The sequence below is a fragment of the Streptomyces sp. NPDC088124 genome (assembly GCF_040685895.1).
Classification (GTDB): domain Bacteria; phylum Actinomycetota; class Actinomycetes; order Streptomycetales; family Streptomycetaceae; genus Streptomyces.
The window spans coordinates 112,500-128,393 of the sequence record NZ_JBFBJB010000004.1; the positions used below are offsets into that span (position 1 = coordinate 112,500).

Consider the following 15,894-nt stretch of genomic DNA (forward strand, 5'->3'; position numbering starts at 1 on the left):
GGTCAGCCCTCCGGGCGTCGCGACGGCAACGGCCGTATCCCGGGCCACAGTTCGCGCATACGCGCGCGCAGATCCAGAGAGAGACGGCTCACTGCCCCCAGACCGGGCCGGCCCGAAGCCGCCCGTCCGACCACACCCAGCCGGTGCACCAGCCGCTGCCGCGCGGTCGCGGTGCCCCAGGTCCAGTCCTCGTCCGGAACCCGCTCCAGATGGTCGGCAGTCCCGCGGAACGCCCGCTCCACCAGCGCGTCCCCCCGCAGCAACCAGCCCACACACGCGTCCACCACATCGCCCTCCAGCTCGCGCCCCGTTTCCGCCCGCCACACCGAGCGATACTCCGCCTCCGCGCGCTCCAACAGCGGCGCGGACGCCTCGGTCACACACCAGCAGGTGGGAAACCCGATCCGCAGATACGCCAGTTCCACCAGGCCGCTGCCCAGGGATGCCTGCTCGAAGTCGATGAACCGAACACCCGCGGCGGTGTGCAGGTCATTGCCTGGGCACGGATCCCCGTGCAGCAACGCGCCCCCGGGCAGACTGCCGAGCCGCGCCACCAAGGCGTCCAGCTCACCAGGTACCTCACGCGCCACAGGGACGGAGAGCGACTCCGTCAACGCCAGAAACGACGCCACATCCCCCCGCGTCGGCCCGGCCCATCGCGGCAGCGCCCCCGCGTCCCCGGGACCGGTGGCCGCGTGCAACCGCGCCAGCCCGCCCGCGTACGCCACCACCCAGTCACCCGGCGGGCGCAGATGCTCCAGATCCTCCAGAACCAGCACCCGTTCCTCGGGATCCGCCCCCAGCACCGCGGGGACCACCGGCGGATCAACCCGCGCCGCCAGTCGCAACGCCGTCAGCTCACGGGCATACCGCTCGTCCGCGTCCGGCCCCTCCACCACCTGCTTGACCACCGCGGATCCCCCGGCCAGCCCGACCCGCCACACCCGCGAACGCGGACTGCTCTCCAGCCGACGGGCGCCCACCGGCCGCCCCAGCTCCGCCCACACGCTCTCACCGAACTCCAGTCGCGACGCCATGCGGTCATCCTCCCCCGGCAAGGAACAGTTGCTCCGGCGGCTCGTTGATCCGGTCCCGCCTCGCCCCAGGCCCTGTCTCACATCGGGCGTGTCCCCACCCGACGGTGTAGGCGGCGCGACCTCCCGGCGGAGCGGGCCGCTGTTTGCCGCCGACCGAACTGATGTTGATCACACGGCCTTTGCCGCGCACAGCGCGGGCAGGAGCGCCTGGGTGACGGCGGTGTGGCCGAACAGGTTGCGGGCCAGGCGGGACTTTCGAAAGACAACCTAAAGCTGGGTGGCACCGCCGTCGACGAACAGTTCCGCGCCAGTGGTGAAGGAGCTCTGGTCCCCGGCCAGGTAGAGAGCGGTGGCGGCGACCTTGTCGGGACGGCCGATTCGTCCGAGTGGGGTCGGTGCGGCGGGCTCGGCGGCCTGGTCGTCTCGCGGGAGTGCGGCCCGCAGTTCATCGGCGCCGGGGGGCGGTGACGGGGCCGAGAGGTGAGGGCGTTGACTCGGATGCCACGGTCGGCGAGTTCGGCGGCCCAGGTACGGGCGAGGCTGCGGATCGCGGCCTTGGTGGCGGCGTAGACGCCCAGGCCCGGGACACCGCGCGGTGCCGCGCTGGAGGAGAGCAGGATCACCGAGGCGCCGGCGAGATGACCGCTGCGCTCGGTGACCTCGGCGAAGAGCCGGTCGAGGTCGTCGAGTTTCGATACATCGCTCCGGATGCCGATGGCGCGGCCGTCGATCTGTTCGACGGCGTTCTCCAGTTCGGCCTTGCGGCGACCGGTGAGGTAGACGGTGGCTCCCTCGGCGGCGAACCGGCGGGCGATGGCCAGGCCGATGCCGGTGGAGGCCCCGGTAACGGCCCGGTGGGACCGCGGTCAAAACTAGTGCCGCGACCGGCAATGTTTGCGACGGGGCAAAGCTTGCCGGGAGGGGCACTAGGTGGCTTTCAGTACGTCGTGCAGCACATCGTCCAGCGTGGTCCTCGCCAGTTCCGTACGCAGAGCACTCTCGACCCCGTCGTAGACGACGCCCAGTACCGGCGCGATGCCGTGCCCCACGACGCACTCGGGGTCGGGCATGGCCGGGTGCAGGGCGAAGATCGGCCCCGGCTCCACCGCTTCGTAGACATCGAGCAGGGTGATCGTCGGCAGGTCTCGTGACAGCGTCCAGCCGGCGCCGGCGCCTCTTCGCGAGTCGACCAGGCCGGCCTTGCGCGGTTGGGCGAGCAGGCGGCGGATCACCACCGGGTTGGTGTTGGCGCTCGTCGCGATCTGCTCGGAAGTCGCGACCTCATGACCGCTGCGCTGATACAGCCCGATCCAGGTCAGGGCGTGCGCGGCGACGGTCAGCCTACTGTTGGCCCCCATGCGGTCCATCACCTCCCATCGTGTTGTAACAACAACAGTTATGACTGTCTCGGCGACCGACCTGGGCGGGTGGTGGAAGGTCTTGGTCTTGCTGCGCGCGCAGGCCGTCGATCAGGGCGCGCATGCGCGGGCCGTCGCGCTCATGGCCATGAGCCGGCCGCAGCGTGGCGACGGTGTCACGGGCCACGGCGTGCCGGTCGGCGAACAGTTCGCGGGCCGCGGGGTCGCGGAACGGGAACCGGGCCATGCTCAGGGGGTCCGCGAAAGGGACAGCCCCACGTCGGTCGGGCTGAGCCGGGCGCGACATGCAGGCAGGGATTCCCCCGGCTCCTTGCCGGTCATGACCCGACGTACGACGCCGGTTCCTCGGAGTGGCGCACCCAGGAAGCCCCGTCCTGCCGCATGCGCGCAAACGCCTGCCTGCCTGTAGGTTCTCAGCCTCTGTGTCATGCAGCGTCGCGGTGACCTGGGCGTCTTCAGGCTGTCTCACGTCGTGTCATCTGCCTGCTGTCTCAGCGTCGTGTCATTTCCTCAAGTGGGTGCGGAACGGCCGACGGCTCCTCAGTCCTGGTCCGCGCCGTCTGCCGTGTGGGGAAGCAGGGGGAACAGTCGAGTGATGAGGGCCACCGGTCGAGCGCCGTCGGGCCGGGCCAGAGGACGTTGTTCGCGGTCCTGGTAGGGCGCGAGGGCCCGTCGGATCACGTCCGCGACGCGGCTCATCTCTTCGGGTGTCAGGTAGGCGACGGCGCTGAATGCTTCGTCGTGTCGCCATTCGGACGGCGCCTCATCTCGCTGGGTCAGCCATCGCTGCCAGCTTTCGTCCTCCAGCCCACGAGCCAAGTCGCCGAAATGCTCCTCCATAGGACCGTCGGCAGCAGGGGTGTGCTGCTTCAGACGCCAGGGACGTGCGCGGCCCCCGCTGTGGGGGGCCTCTTCGATGTATCCGTGACGGGCGAGCTGCCGTAGGTGGAATGAGCAGAGCCCAGAGCTGTAGCCCAGCCGGGAGGCGGCTTCGGTGGCCGTGACGGTGCCGACTTCGGCGAGTAGGTCCAGCAAGGCTGTGCGGACTTCGTGCTCGCGCAATTCTTCGCTGCTGCTGGCTGTCTGGCCGTCCGGGCTGTTGACATCATCTTCAGTCACTTTGCAAAGTCTGCTACTTTGCAAAGTACTTGGCAAGCCGTAGGTCCTTGTTGAAGTCATCAGCTGCGGTGACCTCCGCGGCACCTGTGACGTGCGCAAAAAGGGGAGACAGCTATGTCTGTTCGTCACGAGCGGTCCCATTCCGTCGACCGGCGAGTCCGTGTGCAAGGCCGCCCGGTGGACGCCTATCCGGCCCTGCCGCCTGAGGCGGAACGGGGTTCGGTTCGCAGGGTCACGGTGGTGGGTGAGGAGGTGCTGAGCCGTCCGTGCCGGGAGGTGACCGAGTTCGGCACTCCGGAGCTGTCGGCGTTAATCGACGACATGTTCCTGACCATGTATGTGGCCGACGGTGCCGGCCTGGCCGCCAACCAGGTAGATGTCGCCCTGCGGCTGTTCGTGTATGACTGCCCGGACGACTACGGGATCCGGCATGTCGGTCACATCATCAACCCGGTTCTGGGCCTGCCCGATCCGGGGAGCCGCCGACTCGTTGACGACTTCGAGGGCTGCCTGTCCGTGCCCGGTGCGGGCATGGCGGTTCCCCGCACCGATCGTGCCATCGCTCGCGGGCTCGACAAGGACGGCAACCCCCTCGTCATCGAAGGAACGGGTTACTTCGCTCGGTGTCTGCAACACGAGACCGACCACCTCTTCGGTCACACCTATCTCGACCGGCTCTCCAAGCGAGATCGCAAAGACGCGCTTCGGCAGATGGCAGAGCGCCGTGAGGACGTCTTCGCCCAACGCGCGATCAAGGCCGCCCGCCTGGGCCAATGAGACGCTTGGTGGCAGCGGCCACTTTTCTACCGAAGGGCGTGGGCCGCATCCTGCGGCCTCGTTCAGCACGTTCGATCAGGGGTCGACCCAGGTCCCTTTCGAGCCGGTTGATCTGGGTTGTCAGTGTCGATTGGTGAATGCCGAGGGCTCGGGCAGCGTCGGTGACGGTGGGGTAGGGCAGGGCGGCAGCAAAGCGTTCGAGTCGCTGCCGGGCATTTGGGCTGGTCAGAGCGTCACGCAGGATGGCGGGGGCATCTGCGGCCTGCTCGGGGGTGCGGAGGGAGGCGTGGTGGCTGGCTCCGCCGCGTGGCCGGAGGGGGATGTTGTGGGTGTGGGCCCAGCGGGCCATGTTCGCGGTGCTCATGCCGGTTTCACGGGCGAGGTCCGGCAGAGTTCGGCGGCGGTGGACGTACTGCTCAATGAGCCAGTCCCGTTCAATGGCGCCGCGGCGCTTGTAATCCTGTGGGCCCTCGCGGAGCGGGATTCCGTACTCCTTGGCGAGATCGGTCAGCGCTCTGCGGGAGAAGCCGGTGAGGGTGGCGATCTGCTGGAGGGACCGGTGTTCTTCGAGGTAGAGCTGGGTGAAGCGCTCTGCCGGGATGGCTTGCCGGGCTCGCTGCCGGATGCGGCCGGTGGCTCTGGCCGTGTTCTTCGTCAGCGGGGGTGCGGGCGCTGGGTCTTCGTCGAGGACATGCCGGATGGCCTCGACGGTCGTGCCCAGGACCTGGGCAGCGTGCTGAACGGGGTGCCGGCGTTCTCGGACGAGTTGGTGCAGGCGGGGCAGGTCGACTTGCGCCGGGTCGGGTCCGGGAAGGGAGAGTCCTGCCAGCAAGGTGGCGGGAGGCTGCCAGGTCACGGGCTCGTCGTGGATGTGGTGCGAGGCCAGGAAGCCGAGGGCTTCTTGCTGGAGGGCGTGTGCGAGTTCGGGTGTCTGAAGCGCGGTGAAGTGCAAGGACGCCGCCCGGAACTCTGCGCTGTCGAGCCCGCCCAGGTCGTCGGGGACGGACTCGGCAGGCAGGCCGCTGAGACGTCGGAAGAGCTGGCTGCGGACGATGCGTTCGCGACGTCCGGACCCCGGCGGTGTTCCGGTCCGGCGGCAGATCTCCAGCCAGCGGTCGTGGGGAAGCAGGCCGGTGTAGTCGAGGAGTCGGCGTCGGCCGTAGTCGATGGGGGTGCCGTTGGCGTCGAGGTGGTCGGCGAGCCGGTCCAGGACGGTGACGATGTCCGGCCATTGCGGAAGGTCGTCGAGTTCCTGGAGGAGGCGTGAGATCTCGATGCCGTCGGTGACGTCGCCGACCAGCCCGGCGGCCTGGTCCAAGGAGGTGCGGCTGTCGGGGATCAGCAGCAGGGCTGCGAGGACGGGAGCCAGGGCCCGTCCATGGATTCCCGCAGGCGGTGTGAGCCGGACCGTCCAGGACTGCCAGAACGTCGTCGGGATCTTCCTGGCTCGCTCCTCGATGTCCCGAGTGGTCCTTGCCGGCCTGCGGGGCGTCTCGGTCGTCATGCGGTAGCGCAGGTGCTCGCTGGGTCGGAGGGAAGGAGCGAGGGCTGCCAGGTGCACGGACTGCAGCACCGGGCTGATGCCCTGGCCCCAGTCGTCGATGCTGGTCGCCGAGATCTGCGTGAGTTCCTCGCGTACTGCTTCCAGCAGGACTCGCAGGGCCTCGCCGGCCGAATGGATTCCTGGCTGTTCCAGGATGCCCAGGGCCATGGTGACCGCGACGGCGGTGTCCGCGGCTCGCGGCGGGGCCATGAACCCCGGTCGGTCCGCCGCCTGTTCGGTGCGCGGGACGACCGGATCGGTGACGAGGTGCGCTTCTGCGATGTCGGCCGGCATCTGTTCACGCAGGACAGCAGCGGGAAGGTCGCTCAGAACGCGGATGCCCAGGGCCCGGATATCGGCCAGCACTGTCAGTGCCGACTGGGGAACAGCCCGGTAGGGGCCGAAGGCCACCGTTGCGCCGTCGATGATCTCCGTCACCCGGTCCTGCGCCATGAGAACCGGATGGCCAAGAGGCAGGCAAAGCGTTGGAGCACAGGTCAGATCGGCGCCGCAGCCAGCCGAAATCGGACCGCCGGGGCGGATCGGCGGATTGCCGCAGAGTTCAGGCCGGGGAACGGACCGCCCGGAGCGGGGCCGCTGCCGCGGAACCCGCCCGCAGTGCGGACAGCAGTCCGCCAGCAGTCGACGGTGCCGGGTGCAGGCGAAGGAGAAACCGAGCCTCCAGGACAACTGCCAGCGACCCTCGCTGGAGCGGAGACAGTCCGGGCAGAACCGGGACCCCCGGCCGCGTCCCCATAGGACATGCCGTGACACGGCCCGGCCTTCGGGACTCAGCTGCAGGGCCCGTCCGTCATAGTGCGCCAGGGTCATCGCGGCGACCGCCTCCGGGGCCGTGCCGGTGGCGTGCGCAACGGCAGCAGTCAACCGATCATCGAGGAAGATCGTCCAGTCCGTCGGGATGCCCCGGAACTGGTTTCCGGCCCGCTGCCGGACCGGGAAGCCGAAGTGCAGCAGGACATCACCGAGTGTGGTGTCCAGCCGCCTGGCCATCGCCTCCAGCCAGGAGTCCAGCGCCTCGCCGGACAGTGGAAGCAGCCGGATCGGCAGGGTGCGGGCCGACGTCCTCATGCGGCTCGTCTGACCCGGGTCCGGGGACGGCTGGTCAGACGCTTCTTCTCCAGCGCGGCCTGAAGTTCGAGGCGGGCTGCCTCAGACGCCTCGTCGTTCTTCACCCGGTCCATCAGCTCCTGGTCCAGCCGTTCGGCGCCGGTGCGGACTGCCCGCTGGCAGCCGCGGTTGATCAGCGTCATCAGCGAACCGATGTGTCCGGTGCTGCGGGCGAAGAGGTAGTCCGACAGGTCGTCCGCGAGCATGCCGGGGTGCTTGGCGGCAAGCACGACGCGCTGTTCGAGGGCCAGCAGCATCTGCCGCCATTCCCGGCGTCCGGCCTCCGTATCGATGGTGAATGGACGCAGTCCCAGGCGGGTGGTGCGGCGGCCGGTCTGGGCCAGAGCCGTGTCGCGCCCGTTCGTTCCCTCGCCGAACAGGCCCTTCTCCGCGAGTTCGACCCCCACCATCAGCAATGTCACCGGGAACTCGTTGGCGATCCACTTCAGGTGATTACTCACCTCGATTCCGCTCTTCTGTCCCCATTTCAGGAAGTGAAGGTCGTCCAGAACCACCAGTCGGACATCGCAGGACAACACGCAGTCCAGCACCCGCCGTCCGAACTGGGCGGTGGTGCCCCGCCCCGTTCCGGGGTGGCCGAAGAACTCCAGCATGGCCCGGTTGAGGTCCTTCATTCCGGTGTTCCCGGTCAGCCCGACCCGGCAGACGGGAATCCGCTCGTGTCCCTTGCTCGTGAACGGGCCCGACTCCTCGATCTCCCGCTGGTGGAAGTCGCGGGCGAAGGCCAGCACCGAGGTCGTCTTGCCCAGCCCCGGGAACGCGTCGACGGCAACCGCGCCCTTGGCCTTGTCACCGTCCTGCTCGTTGCTGTCGACGATGTCCCACAAGTCCTCGTGGAGCTCTGCCAGTTGTGGTGTCTTGACCGGGCCGATGTTCGCGTGCCACTTCCGGCGCTGCCGGTCATAGTCCGCCCGCGCCTGCGTGGCCAGGGACTTCAGCTGCTTGCAGGTCAGCAGATCGGGCCGACTGCGGCGAGGGCCCTCGGCGAACGCCTTGAAGTCCTCCTTCCGCGACAGGGCGAGATTGTCCGGCTCCGGAACGCTGTTGTCGTTCACACGTCCTCCAGAGCATCGGCGTAGAAGTCGTTCTCTTCGGCGAGGTCTTCCAGATCGGCCTCGTCGTCGTCCCCTGTTTCCGTCACCAGGTCGGGTTCCTGCGGTTCTGGGGTCTCCTCGTCCTGGCCGAGGGCCTTGCGTACGGACGGAAGCGAGACGACCGTCTCCGCCTCGTCCTCGGGCAGTTCGATGGCGGCCTGCTCGCGCGAGAGCCTCAGGGCCATGCGCCGCTCGGCGATCGTGGTGCCCAGTCCGAGGTTCCACCGCTGAAGCAAGTCGGCGACGGCGAGCCGGTCGTCGGGGAAGCGATATTTCGATGCGGCCAGTTGCCGGGCGAATGTCAACGCGTCCTCGCTCAGCGGCATCTCGGCCGACGGTGCGTGCTCCCAGGTCAGGGTGTGCCATTCGCGGGTTGTGGGGTTGCGGAAGTAGATCTTGGTGATGTCGTCGGGGTCCACTTGGAAGGGCCAGCCGTTCTTGACCGGGCTGTCGTAGGGGCTGCGGATGCCCGGCTCGGGCAGGCCGGGGCCGCTGTAGCGGCGTCGGCCGATCTCAACCCCGTAGTGCTGGACCGTGCGCCACTTCGTCTGCAGGAACTCAAAGGCCAGGTCCCGGTCGCGGGGTGCTTCGATGTAGCCCGCCCGCGCCATGCCGTGCTCGAACATCTTCGCCGGGGACATCCGCAGTCCCGGCAGGCCAGGATCGACCAGGCTGGAGTGCGGCCTGCAGTGATAGACCGCCGCGGTCCACTCCCGGATGATCGCCTCAAGCTCGTCGAGGAAGAAGAACGCCTCGTCTTCCGGGCTCTCGCCCCGCGAGTGGATGTCGGGCCCCTTGTAGCCGGGCAGCACCTGCAGCAGCCCCTCCCGCAGAGTCCGGAAATAGCGCTCCACCGGGCCCTTGTCGCGGCCCGTTCGCAGTCGGGCCGGCTGGATGGAGATGCCCATCCGGCGGCAGACACTGGTCAGATGCTCCGAGACGTAGACCTTGCCGTGGTCGACCACCAGCGTCTCGGGGACCAGAGGAGGCGAGGCCAGCCCCGGCCCGGTGGCGCCCTCGACATCGACCAGGACAGTGCGGGGGATCCCGTGCTCAGGCCAGACCGCGTGCCGCGGCCAGTCCCGCCCCGCCGGCCTCGGCCGAAACGACTGGAAGAGCACCGCGCTGACATCCACCGCCTTCGTCGAGACCGGCGTCAGCCGGATCCCCATGACGCAGCGGGTGTACCAATCCATCCCGACACTCAATTCGGCCTGCACCCACTTGAGCGTCAGCGGGTCAAACGCGAAGACGTCCAGGCGTGTGGAGTCCATCAGCAGGTACTCGCCCGGCCGGGTCGGCCGCAGCTTGCCGTACTGGCCCTCCGGCCGACCGGCGATATCCCGGTTGCGCTTCATGCTCAGCCGGAACAGCGGATGCCGTCGCTCCAGTTCCTCCAGCAGTCGAAACGCCGTCGCCCGACTCGGCTGTGGCACCACCCCCTCGCCGAACCGCGCAATCACCCGAGCCCGGGTCCGCTCGATCACCATCGTCCGCGACGGCCGCGACTGGTCGGTGTGCTCGACCATCACCTCCACCGCGATCTCCACCCACCGGTCATCGACCGATGTCTGCGACCGCTCCGACCGCGTTTTCCTCGGTGCAAGCCCGGCCTCGCCATGCTGGAGAAATCCAGCGACCCAGCGCTCAATGGTGCGGGTCGTCACGCCAAGTTCCGCCGCCTTGGCTGCCTTCCTCGCCTCCATCGGCACTGCCGTGCCGTAGCTGTCCCTCGGCTCGTCGTCAGCCGCCAACTCCCCGCTGCCGGAGCGATAACCGGTCAGCACCTCGCGGACATGCCCGGCTCGCTCCAGGACCTTCCGCTTATCCTCCACATCGAGCTGCCCGAGGACCACGGAGGCGATCTCGCCTTCGTCGTCCGCAGACGGTCCCGGGCCGTCAGGGCTGATCGCAGCACGGTCAGAGAACAGCAGTTCCTTGAGCGACAGCCGCAGCAGCCGCCCATGACCATCCTTCAAGACCACTTCGTTGCCCGCTGTGGTCGCAGCCATCTCCACCACCTCGACGGATTCCCCGTCATAGCGGAAGCGCGTACCAACTCCGACGCGAGCGGCCGCCCTACTCACGCTGCCCTCCTCAGGACGTGCGAAGAGCCGAGCGGCCGGTCGAGATCGGTTACGAAGACTTGCGTCCAGAGCAAATGGTGGATCGCAGCACGGACTTGAGGTTCTGGACGATCCGGCAGACACCCCACGGCCTGCCCCAGAAGAACACCGTTGAGATCCACATCCCGTAGCTGTTCCAGAATCTCGGGGCTGAACAGCCAATCCCTGCGGTAGCCCGCCAGGAACCGGATGTTCTCCAGCTCTGCGGCCGGAGGCTCACTCCAGACCTCGTACTTCCATCCCCGCGATTCCACCACCCTCTGGGTCCAGCCGAAGGTGAACGCCACCTCAGGCTTGGACAATCGGTGCCGCGGCTTGACATCGACAACCACCGGCACCTGCCCAGTGAGCAGGAGATAGTCCGGTATGTGCCGACGCATCTTCCCCTCCAGCACCGTCTGCAGCAGAAAGGGCTGGGCCACTATGCCCCGTACGGACGGATCAAAATCGGCGAAGAGCAGGCGCGACAGCTCCAGTCGTGACTCGTAGATCACGTGGTCGCGCATCGTCGCCGACCAATAGGTACCCGAGTAGTGCTTCTGATCCCTGTACCAGCGGAACGTCCGCCACGGATGAGCCGTCTGCAGTGACGCCGGTGCCGCAGAAGCCCAGGAACACTCTTCAACCCCGCCACTGTGCCCACGAAAGCTGACCGTCGCTTCCATCCCTACTCCCGAGTTGGAGTTGCCCTCGGCAGCACGATGCTCCCGTCCAACACGCCGACGGGAGCACACCAGCAACACTTTCACTCGAACGAGGTACGGCAGCGACCTGCGAATCTCAGCTCAGTGTCGGATCCGACTTCGATCCGACATCGACCGTGAGATTCCGACACGAAATTTGAGACCCTACACTGCCCTCGCTCAGGTCTGCGCCATGTCCACGAAGCGCGAGTAGTGCCCCTGGAACGCCACCGTGATCGTCGCCGTCGGACCGTTACGGTGCTTCGCCACGATGAGGTCCGCCTCGCCCGCGCGCGGCGACTCCTTCTCGTACGCGTCCTCACGGTGCAACAGGATCACCATGTCCGCGTCCTGCTCGATCGAGCCCGACTCACGCAGGTCGGAGACCATCGGCTTCTTGTCCGTACGCTGCTCGGGGCCACGGTTGAGCTGCGACAGCGCGATCACCGGCAGCTCCAGCTCCTTGGCCAGCAGCTTCAGGTTTCGCGACATGTCCGAGACCTCCTGCTGCCGACTCTCGGCGCGCTTGGAACCGCCCGACTGCATGAGCTGGAGGTAGTCGATGACCACCAACCGGATGTCGTTGCGCTGCTTGAGGCGACGGCACTTCGCCCGGATCTCCATCATCGACAGGTTCGGCGAGTCGTCGATGTACAGCGGCGCCTGCGAGACGTCCGGCATCCGGCGGGCCAGGCGCGTCCAGTCCTCGTCCGTCATCGTGCCGGACCTCATGTGGTGCAGCGCCACCCGCGCCTCCGCCGACAGCAGGCGCATCGCGATCTCGTTCCGCCCCATCTCCAGGGAGAAGATCACGCTCGGCAGATTGTTCTTGATGGACGCCGCCCGCGCGAAGTCCAGCGCCAGCGTGGACTTACCCATGGCCGGACGGGCCGCGATGACGATCATCTGGCCGGGGTGGAGACCGTTCGTGAGGGAGTCGAAGTCCGTGAAGCCAGTCGGCACACCGGTCATCTCACCGCTGCGCGAACCGATCGCCTCGATCTCGTCGAGCGCGCCCTCCATGATGTCGCCCAGCGGCAGGTAGTCCTCGCTCGTCCGCTGTTCCGTGACGGCGTAGATCTCGGCCTGCGCGGAGTTGACGATCTCATCGACGTCCCCGTCGGCCGCATACCCCATCTGTGTGATCTTCGTACCCGCCTCGACGAGCCGGCGCAGAACCGCCCGCTCGTGCACGATCTCCGCGTAGTACGACGCGTTCGCCGCCGTGGGTACCGACTGGACGAGGGTGTGCAGATACGAGGCCCCGCCGACCTTGCCGATCTCACCGCGCTTGACCAGCTCGGCCGCCACGGTGATGGGGTCGGCCGGCTCCCCCTTGGCGTAGAGGTCGAGAATCGCCTGGAAGACCATCTCGTGCGCCGGACGGTAGAAGTCATGGCCCTTGATGATCTCCACGACATCGGCGATCGCGTCCTTGGACAGGAGCATGCCGCCGAGCACCGACTGCTCCGCGTCGAGATCCTGCGGAGGCACCCGCTCGAACCCGGAACCGCCGTCCCAGGGGCCGCTCTCGCTGCCCCGGTCGTGCTGCTCCTCGCGGCCCCGGCCCTCACCACGGCGCTGCCGGGAGACAGGCAGACGGTCACTGGGACCGGTATCGGTCCAGGGGTCGTCCAACGGCTCGGGAATGCTCACCGGCCACCTCCTCACGTCCGCCCAGCGGACCTCGCCGTGCCACTCTTTGTACGGCACGACACTGACAAAACGAGAGGTCTGACTCCGGTTCCGGCGCGTCGGACGCCGGTCCACGGTAGGCCCGTCGGCGACGTCAGCCAATCTTGTTATCCACAGGCCGTGTGGACGAAGGACCAGATGCTGTGGAGAACATGCGTGAACCTGTGCACGGACCGGGGGACAGCGCTGTGGACAAAGTCATACCGACCGCTCCACACTGCTACTGACCTGCACTTTTTCCATCCACTGGCTGTGGGGGAAAGAAAATTTCCCGACTGGGCCAAGATCAGTGGAACCACCGCACAACCGATCCTTCACCCGAGACAGAAGTAAGGACCACTGGCCGCTTGCATCACTTACCTGTGGAAGATTAGGTTGAGCGCATGACACAGGCCCCCTCGGCATCCAGGACGGTTCGGCGACAGCACGATCGCGAGATCGTCGCGCTCGCCGTTCCGGCCTTCGGAGCCCTCGTGGCGGAGCCGCTCTTCGTGATGTTCGACAGCGCCGTCGTCGGCCATCTCGGCACCCCGCAACTCGCCGGACTGGGCATCGCGGCGGCCCTGCTGACGACCGCCGTGTCCGTCTTCGTCTTCCTCGCCTACGCCACCACCGCGGCCGTCGCCCGGCGGGTCGGTTCCGGCGATCTCCCGTCCGCCATCCGCCAGGGCATGGACGGCATCTGGCTGGCCCTGCTGCTCGGCGCCGCCGTCGTCGCGGTCGCCCTGCCCGCCGCGCCCTGGCTCGTCGGTCTCTTCGGGGCCTCGGACACCGCCGCCCCGTACGCCGTCACCTATCTGCGGATCTCCAGCCTCGGCATCCCGGCCATGCTGGTGGTCCTGGCCGCCACCGGCGTGCTGCGCGGGCTCCAGGACACCCGTACGCCGCTGTACGTCGCCATCGGCGGGTTCGGCGCCAACGCGGCGCTGAATGTCGGGCTCGTCTACGGCGCCGGCCTCGGCATCGCCGGTTCCGCCTGGGGCACGGTGATCGCCCAGTGCGCCATGGCCGCCGTCTATCTGGTCGTCGTCGTACGGGGAGCGCGTCGGCACGGTGCATCGCTGCGCCCCGACGCGGCGGGGATACGGGCCAGTGCACAGGCCGGTGCACCACTGCTGGTCCGTACGCTCTCGCTGCGGGCGGTTCTGATGATTGCCACGGCGGTCGCCGCGCGGCTCGGGGACGCGGACATCGCGGCACATCAGATTCTTCTGTCGCTGTGGAGCCTGATGGCTTTCGCGCTCGACGCGATCGCCATCGCGGGGCAGGCCATCATCGGCCGCTATCTCGGGGCGGGGGACACCACGGGCGCCCGGGAGGTATGCCGGCGCATGGTGCAGTGGGGCATCGTGTCGGGTGTGGTGCTCGGTGCGCTGATCGTGATCGGGCGCCCGTTGTTCATTCCGTTGTTCACCGGGGACCCGGCGGTGCGGGAGACGTTGGTGCCCGCTCTGCTGGTGGTGGCGGTGACGCAGCCGCTGGCGGGGATCGTGTTCGTGCTGGACGGTGTGCTGATGGGCGCGGGGGACGGCCCGTATCTCGCCGGGGCCATGCTGGTGACGCTGGTGGTCTTCGCGCCGGCGGCTCTGCTCGTGCCGGTCCTGGGCGGCGGGCTGACGGCTCTCTGGTGGGCGATGGGGCTGATGATGACGGTCCGCATGCTGACGCTCTGGCTGCGAACCCGTTCCGGCCAGTGGCTGGTCACGGGCGCTACTCGCTGAGACACCGGCGGCAGCCGCCGTTTCACGTGAAACACCCGGTGTGCCCGTTTCACGTGAAACATGGCGACGACGCCGATGCCAAGGCCGTCGGACGCAGCCGGGCCGCGGGAACAAGAGACGGAGCCGGGCCGCGGGAACGAGAAGAGGGCCGTATCCCCACCGGGATACGGCCCTCTTCCTGCGTGCTCAGCCGAGCGCGTCGCTTAGGCGGCGACGACCTCGACGCCGAGCTTCGCGGCGACCTCGGGGTGCAGACGCACCGACACCTGGTGCGAGCCCAGGGTCTTGATCGGCGAACCGAGCTCGATGCGACGCTTGTCGACCTCCGGACCACCGGCGGACTTGATCGCCGAGGCGAGGTCGGCCGGGGTGACGGAGCCGAAGAGGCGGCCGGCGTCGCCGGAGCGAACGGCCAGACGCACCTTCACACCTTCGAGGCGGGCCTTGATCTCGTTGGCCTGCTCGATGGTGGCGATCTCGTGGATCTTGCGGGCGCGGCGGATCTGCGCCACGTCCTTCTCGCCGCCCTTGGTCCAGCGGATCGCGAAACCGCGCGGGACCAGGTAGTTGCGGGCGTAGCCGTCCTTGACGTCGACGACGTCGCCGGCGGCGCCGAGGCCGGAGACCTCGTGGGTGAGGATGATCTTCATGATTCGGTCACCCTTCCCTTATCGCGCGGTGGACGTGTAGGGCAGCAGCGCCATCTCACGGCTGTTCTTGACGGCCGTGGCGACGTCACGCTGGTGCTGCGTGCAGTTGCCGGTCACGCGGCGGGCACGGATCTTGCCGCGGTCGGAAATGAACTTCCGCAGCATGTTCGTGTCCTTGTAGTCCACGTACTGGGTCTTGTCCTTGCAGAATGCGCAGACCTTCTTCTTAGGCTTGCGCACAGGCGGCTTCGCCATGGTGTTTCTCCTGTGTGATCAAGAAGTGGGGTGCGAGCCCGCCCTTAGAAGGGCGGCTCGTCCGAGTAGCCGCCGCCGGAGCTTCCGCCCCAGCCGCCTCCGTTGCCCCCGCCGCCCTGCGACTGCTGGCCGCCGCCGGCCGGCGCGCTGGTGGCCCACGGGTCGTCGGCGGGAGCACCGCCGCCGCCCTGCTGGCCGCCACCACCGGGGCCGCCGCCCCAGTTTCCGCCGCCGCCCTGCGACTGCTGGCCGCCGCCGTAACCGCCCTGGCCACCGCGGCCGGTGGTCTTGGTGACCTTGGCCGTGGCGTTCTTCAGGCTGGGGCCGACTTCCTCGACGTCCAGCTCGTAGACCGTGCGCTTGACGCCCTCGCGGTCCTCGTAGGACCGCTGCTTCAGCCGGCCCTGCACGACGACGCGCATGCCTCGCTGGAGCGACTCGGCGACGTTCTCCGCCGCCTGCCGCCAGACCGAGCAGGTGAGGAACAGGCTCTCGCCGTCCTTCCACTCATTGGTCTGCCGGTCGAAGGTGCGGGGAGTGGACGCGACGCGGAACTTCGCGACCGCCGCACCGGACGGGGTGAAGCGCAGCTCGGGGTCGTCGACGAGATTGCCGACGACCGTGATGACGGTCTCGCCTGCCATTGGGTGAACCTCTCGGCGGGGA

At 68.2% G+C, this 15,894-nt stretch carries 14 protein-coding genes and 1 pseudogene; 2 read left to right on the plus strand and 13 right to left on the minus strand.

Annotated features, from left to right (window positions below; translation table 11 throughout):
* Window positions 1–2: 2 nt before the first annotated feature.
* The 5 genes and pseudogenes from AB0P17_RS04450 to AB0P17_RS04470 form a co-directional block, all read right to left on the minus strand.
* Window positions 3–1,037, minus strand: coding sequence for an aminoglycoside phosphotransferase family protein (locus AB0P17_RS04450; RefSeq protein ID WP_365807493.1), 1,035 nt, complete (start codon window positions 1,035–1,037; stop codon window positions 3–5).
* A gap of 267 nt (window positions 1,038–1,304) precedes the next feature.
* A pseudogene (locus AB0P17_RS04455) lies at window positions 1,305–1,864 on the minus strand (SDR family oxidoreductase).
* Window positions 1,865–1,963: 99 nt separating this feature from the next.
* On the minus strand, window positions 1,964–2,395 hold the full coding sequence (locus AB0P17_RS04460) for an Rrf2 family transcriptional regulator (RefSeq protein ID WP_365807494.1): 432 nt from the start codon (window positions 2,393–2,395) through the stop codon (window positions 1,964–1,966).
* Window positions 2,379–2,702, minus strand: a complete 324-nt coding sequence (locus AB0P17_RS04465) for a hypothetical protein (RefSeq protein ID WP_365807496.1) — start codon at window positions 2,700–2,702, stop codon at window positions 2,379–2,381. The genes AB0P17_RS04460 and AB0P17_RS04465 overlap by 17 nt, the downstream gene beginning before the upstream one ends.
* A 254-nt stretch (window positions 2,703–2,956) precedes the next feature.
* A complete protein-coding gene (locus AB0P17_RS04470; RefSeq protein ID WP_365807497.1) occupies window positions 2,957–3,535 on the minus strand; it encodes a winged helix-turn-helix domain-containing protein in 579 nt (192 codons plus the stop codon).
* A gap of 114 nt (window positions 3,536–3,649) precedes the next feature.
* On the opposite strand from AB0P17_RS04470, the gene def reads away from it, so the two are divergent.
* Complete coding sequence (gene def / locus AB0P17_RS04475; protein ID WP_365807499.1) at window positions 3,650–4,312, plus strand: peptide deformylase; 663 nt, start codon at window positions 3,650–3,652, stop codon at window positions 4,310–4,312.
* Here the strand turns inward: def and AB0P17_RS04480 are convergent.
* The 5 genes from AB0P17_RS04480 to dnaB form a co-directional block, all read right to left on the minus strand.
* Window positions 4,287–6,944 (minus strand): TniQ family protein, encoded by a 2,658-nt coding sequence (locus tag AB0P17_RS04480; protein WP_365807501.1) that lies wholly within the window; start codon window positions 6,942–6,944, stop codon window positions 4,287–4,289. The genes def and AB0P17_RS04480 overlap by 26 nt on opposite strands.
* Window positions 6,941–8,059 (minus strand): ATP-binding protein, encoded by a 1,119-nt coding sequence (locus tag AB0P17_RS04485; protein WP_365807503.1) that lies wholly within the window; start codon window positions 8,057–8,059, stop codon window positions 6,941–6,943. Before AB0P17_RS04485 ends, AB0P17_RS04480 begins: the two co-directional genes overlap by 4 nt.
* Window positions 8,056–10,185: a helix-turn-helix domain-containing protein gene (locus AB0P17_RS04490; protein WP_365807504.1), complete on the minus strand. Its 2,130-nt coding sequence runs from the start codon at window positions 10,183–10,185 to the stop codon at window positions 8,056–8,058. Before AB0P17_RS04490 ends, AB0P17_RS04485 begins: the two co-directional genes overlap by 4 nt.
* A complete protein-coding gene (locus AB0P17_RS04495; protein ID WP_365807506.1) occupies window positions 10,182–10,889 on the minus strand; it encodes a TnsA-like heteromeric transposase endonuclease subunit in 708 nt (235 codons plus the stop codon). The genes AB0P17_RS04490 and AB0P17_RS04495 overlap by 4 nt, the downstream gene beginning before the upstream one ends.
* Before the next feature lie 198 nt (window positions 10,890–11,087).
* Entirely contained in the window at window positions 11,088–12,545 is a 1,458-nt protein-coding gene (dnaB, locus tag AB0P17_RS04500) for a replicative DNA helicase (RefSeq protein WP_365807692.1), read from the minus strand.
* Window positions 12,546–12,985: 440 nt separating this feature from the next.
* Here dnaB and AB0P17_RS04505 point away from each other — a divergent pair, with 440 nt between their 5' ends.
* Entirely contained in the window at window positions 12,986–14,323 is a 1,338-nt protein-coding gene (locus AB0P17_RS04505; protein WP_365807508.1) for an MATE family efflux transporter, read from the plus strand.
* Window positions 14,324–14,526: 203 nt separating this feature from the next.
* Here AB0P17_RS04505 and rplI read toward each other — a convergent pair whose 3' ends face one another.
* The 3 genes from rplI to AB0P17_RS04520 are packed head-to-tail and all read right to left on the minus strand — an operon-like array spanning window position 14,527 to window position 15,872.
* Entirely contained in the window at window positions 14,527–14,973 is a 447-nt protein-coding gene (gene rplI / locus AB0P17_RS04510; RefSeq protein WP_365807510.1) for a 50S ribosomal protein L9, read from the minus strand.
* Window positions 14,974–14,991: 18 nt separating this feature from the next.
* A complete protein-coding gene (rpsR, locus tag AB0P17_RS04515) occupies window positions 14,992–15,228 on the minus strand; it encodes a 30S ribosomal protein S18 (RefSeq protein WP_003967857.1) in 237 nt (78 codons plus the stop codon).
* A gap of 44 nt (window positions 15,229–15,272) precedes the next feature.
* A complete protein-coding gene (locus tag AB0P17_RS04520; protein ID WP_365807512.1) occupies window positions 15,273–15,872 on the minus strand; it encodes a single-stranded DNA-binding protein in 600 nt (199 codons plus the stop codon).
* Between the last annotated feature and the right edge of the window lie 22 nt (window positions 15,873–15,894).

Coding starts and splice junctions, on each gene's coding strand:
- rplI (WP_365807510.1), bottom strand. CDS start 14,973: ATGAAGATCATCCTCACCCACGAGGTCTCCGGCCTCGGCGCCGCCGGC.
- def (WP_365807499.1), top strand. CDS start 3,650: ATGTCTGTTCGTCACGAGCGGTCCCATTCCGTCGACCGGCGAGTCCGT.
- AB0P17_RS04480 (WP_365807501.1), bottom strand. CDS start 6,944: ATGAGGACGTCGGCCCGCACCCTGCCGATCCGGCTGCTTCCACTGTCC.
- AB0P17_RS04495 (WP_365807506.1), bottom strand. CDS start 10,889: ATGGAAGCGACGGTCAGCTTTCGTGGGCACAGTGGCGGGGTTGAAGAG.
- AB0P17_RS04450 (WP_365807493.1), bottom strand. CDS start 1,037: ATGGCGTCGCGACTGGAGTTCGGTGAGAGCGTGTGGGCGGAGCTGGGG.
- AB0P17_RS04465 (WP_365807496.1), bottom strand. CDS start 2,702: ATGTCGCGCCCGGCTCAGCCCGACCGACGTGGGGCTGTCCCTTTCGCG.
- AB0P17_RS04460 (WP_365807494.1), bottom strand. CDS start 2,395: ATGGGGGCCAACAGTAGGCTGACCGTCGCCGCGCACGCCCTGACCTGG.
- rpsR (WP_003967857.1), bottom strand. CDS start 15,228: ATGGCGAAGCCGCCTGTGCGCAAGCCTAAGAAGAAGGTCTGCGCATTC.
- AB0P17_RS04505 (WP_365807508.1), top strand. CDS start 12,986: ATGACACAGGCCCCCTCGGCATCCAGGACGGTTCGGCGACAGCACGAT.
- AB0P17_RS04520 (WP_365807512.1), bottom strand. CDS start 15,872: ATGGCAGGCGAGACCGTCATCACGGTCGTCGGCAATCTCGTCGACGAC.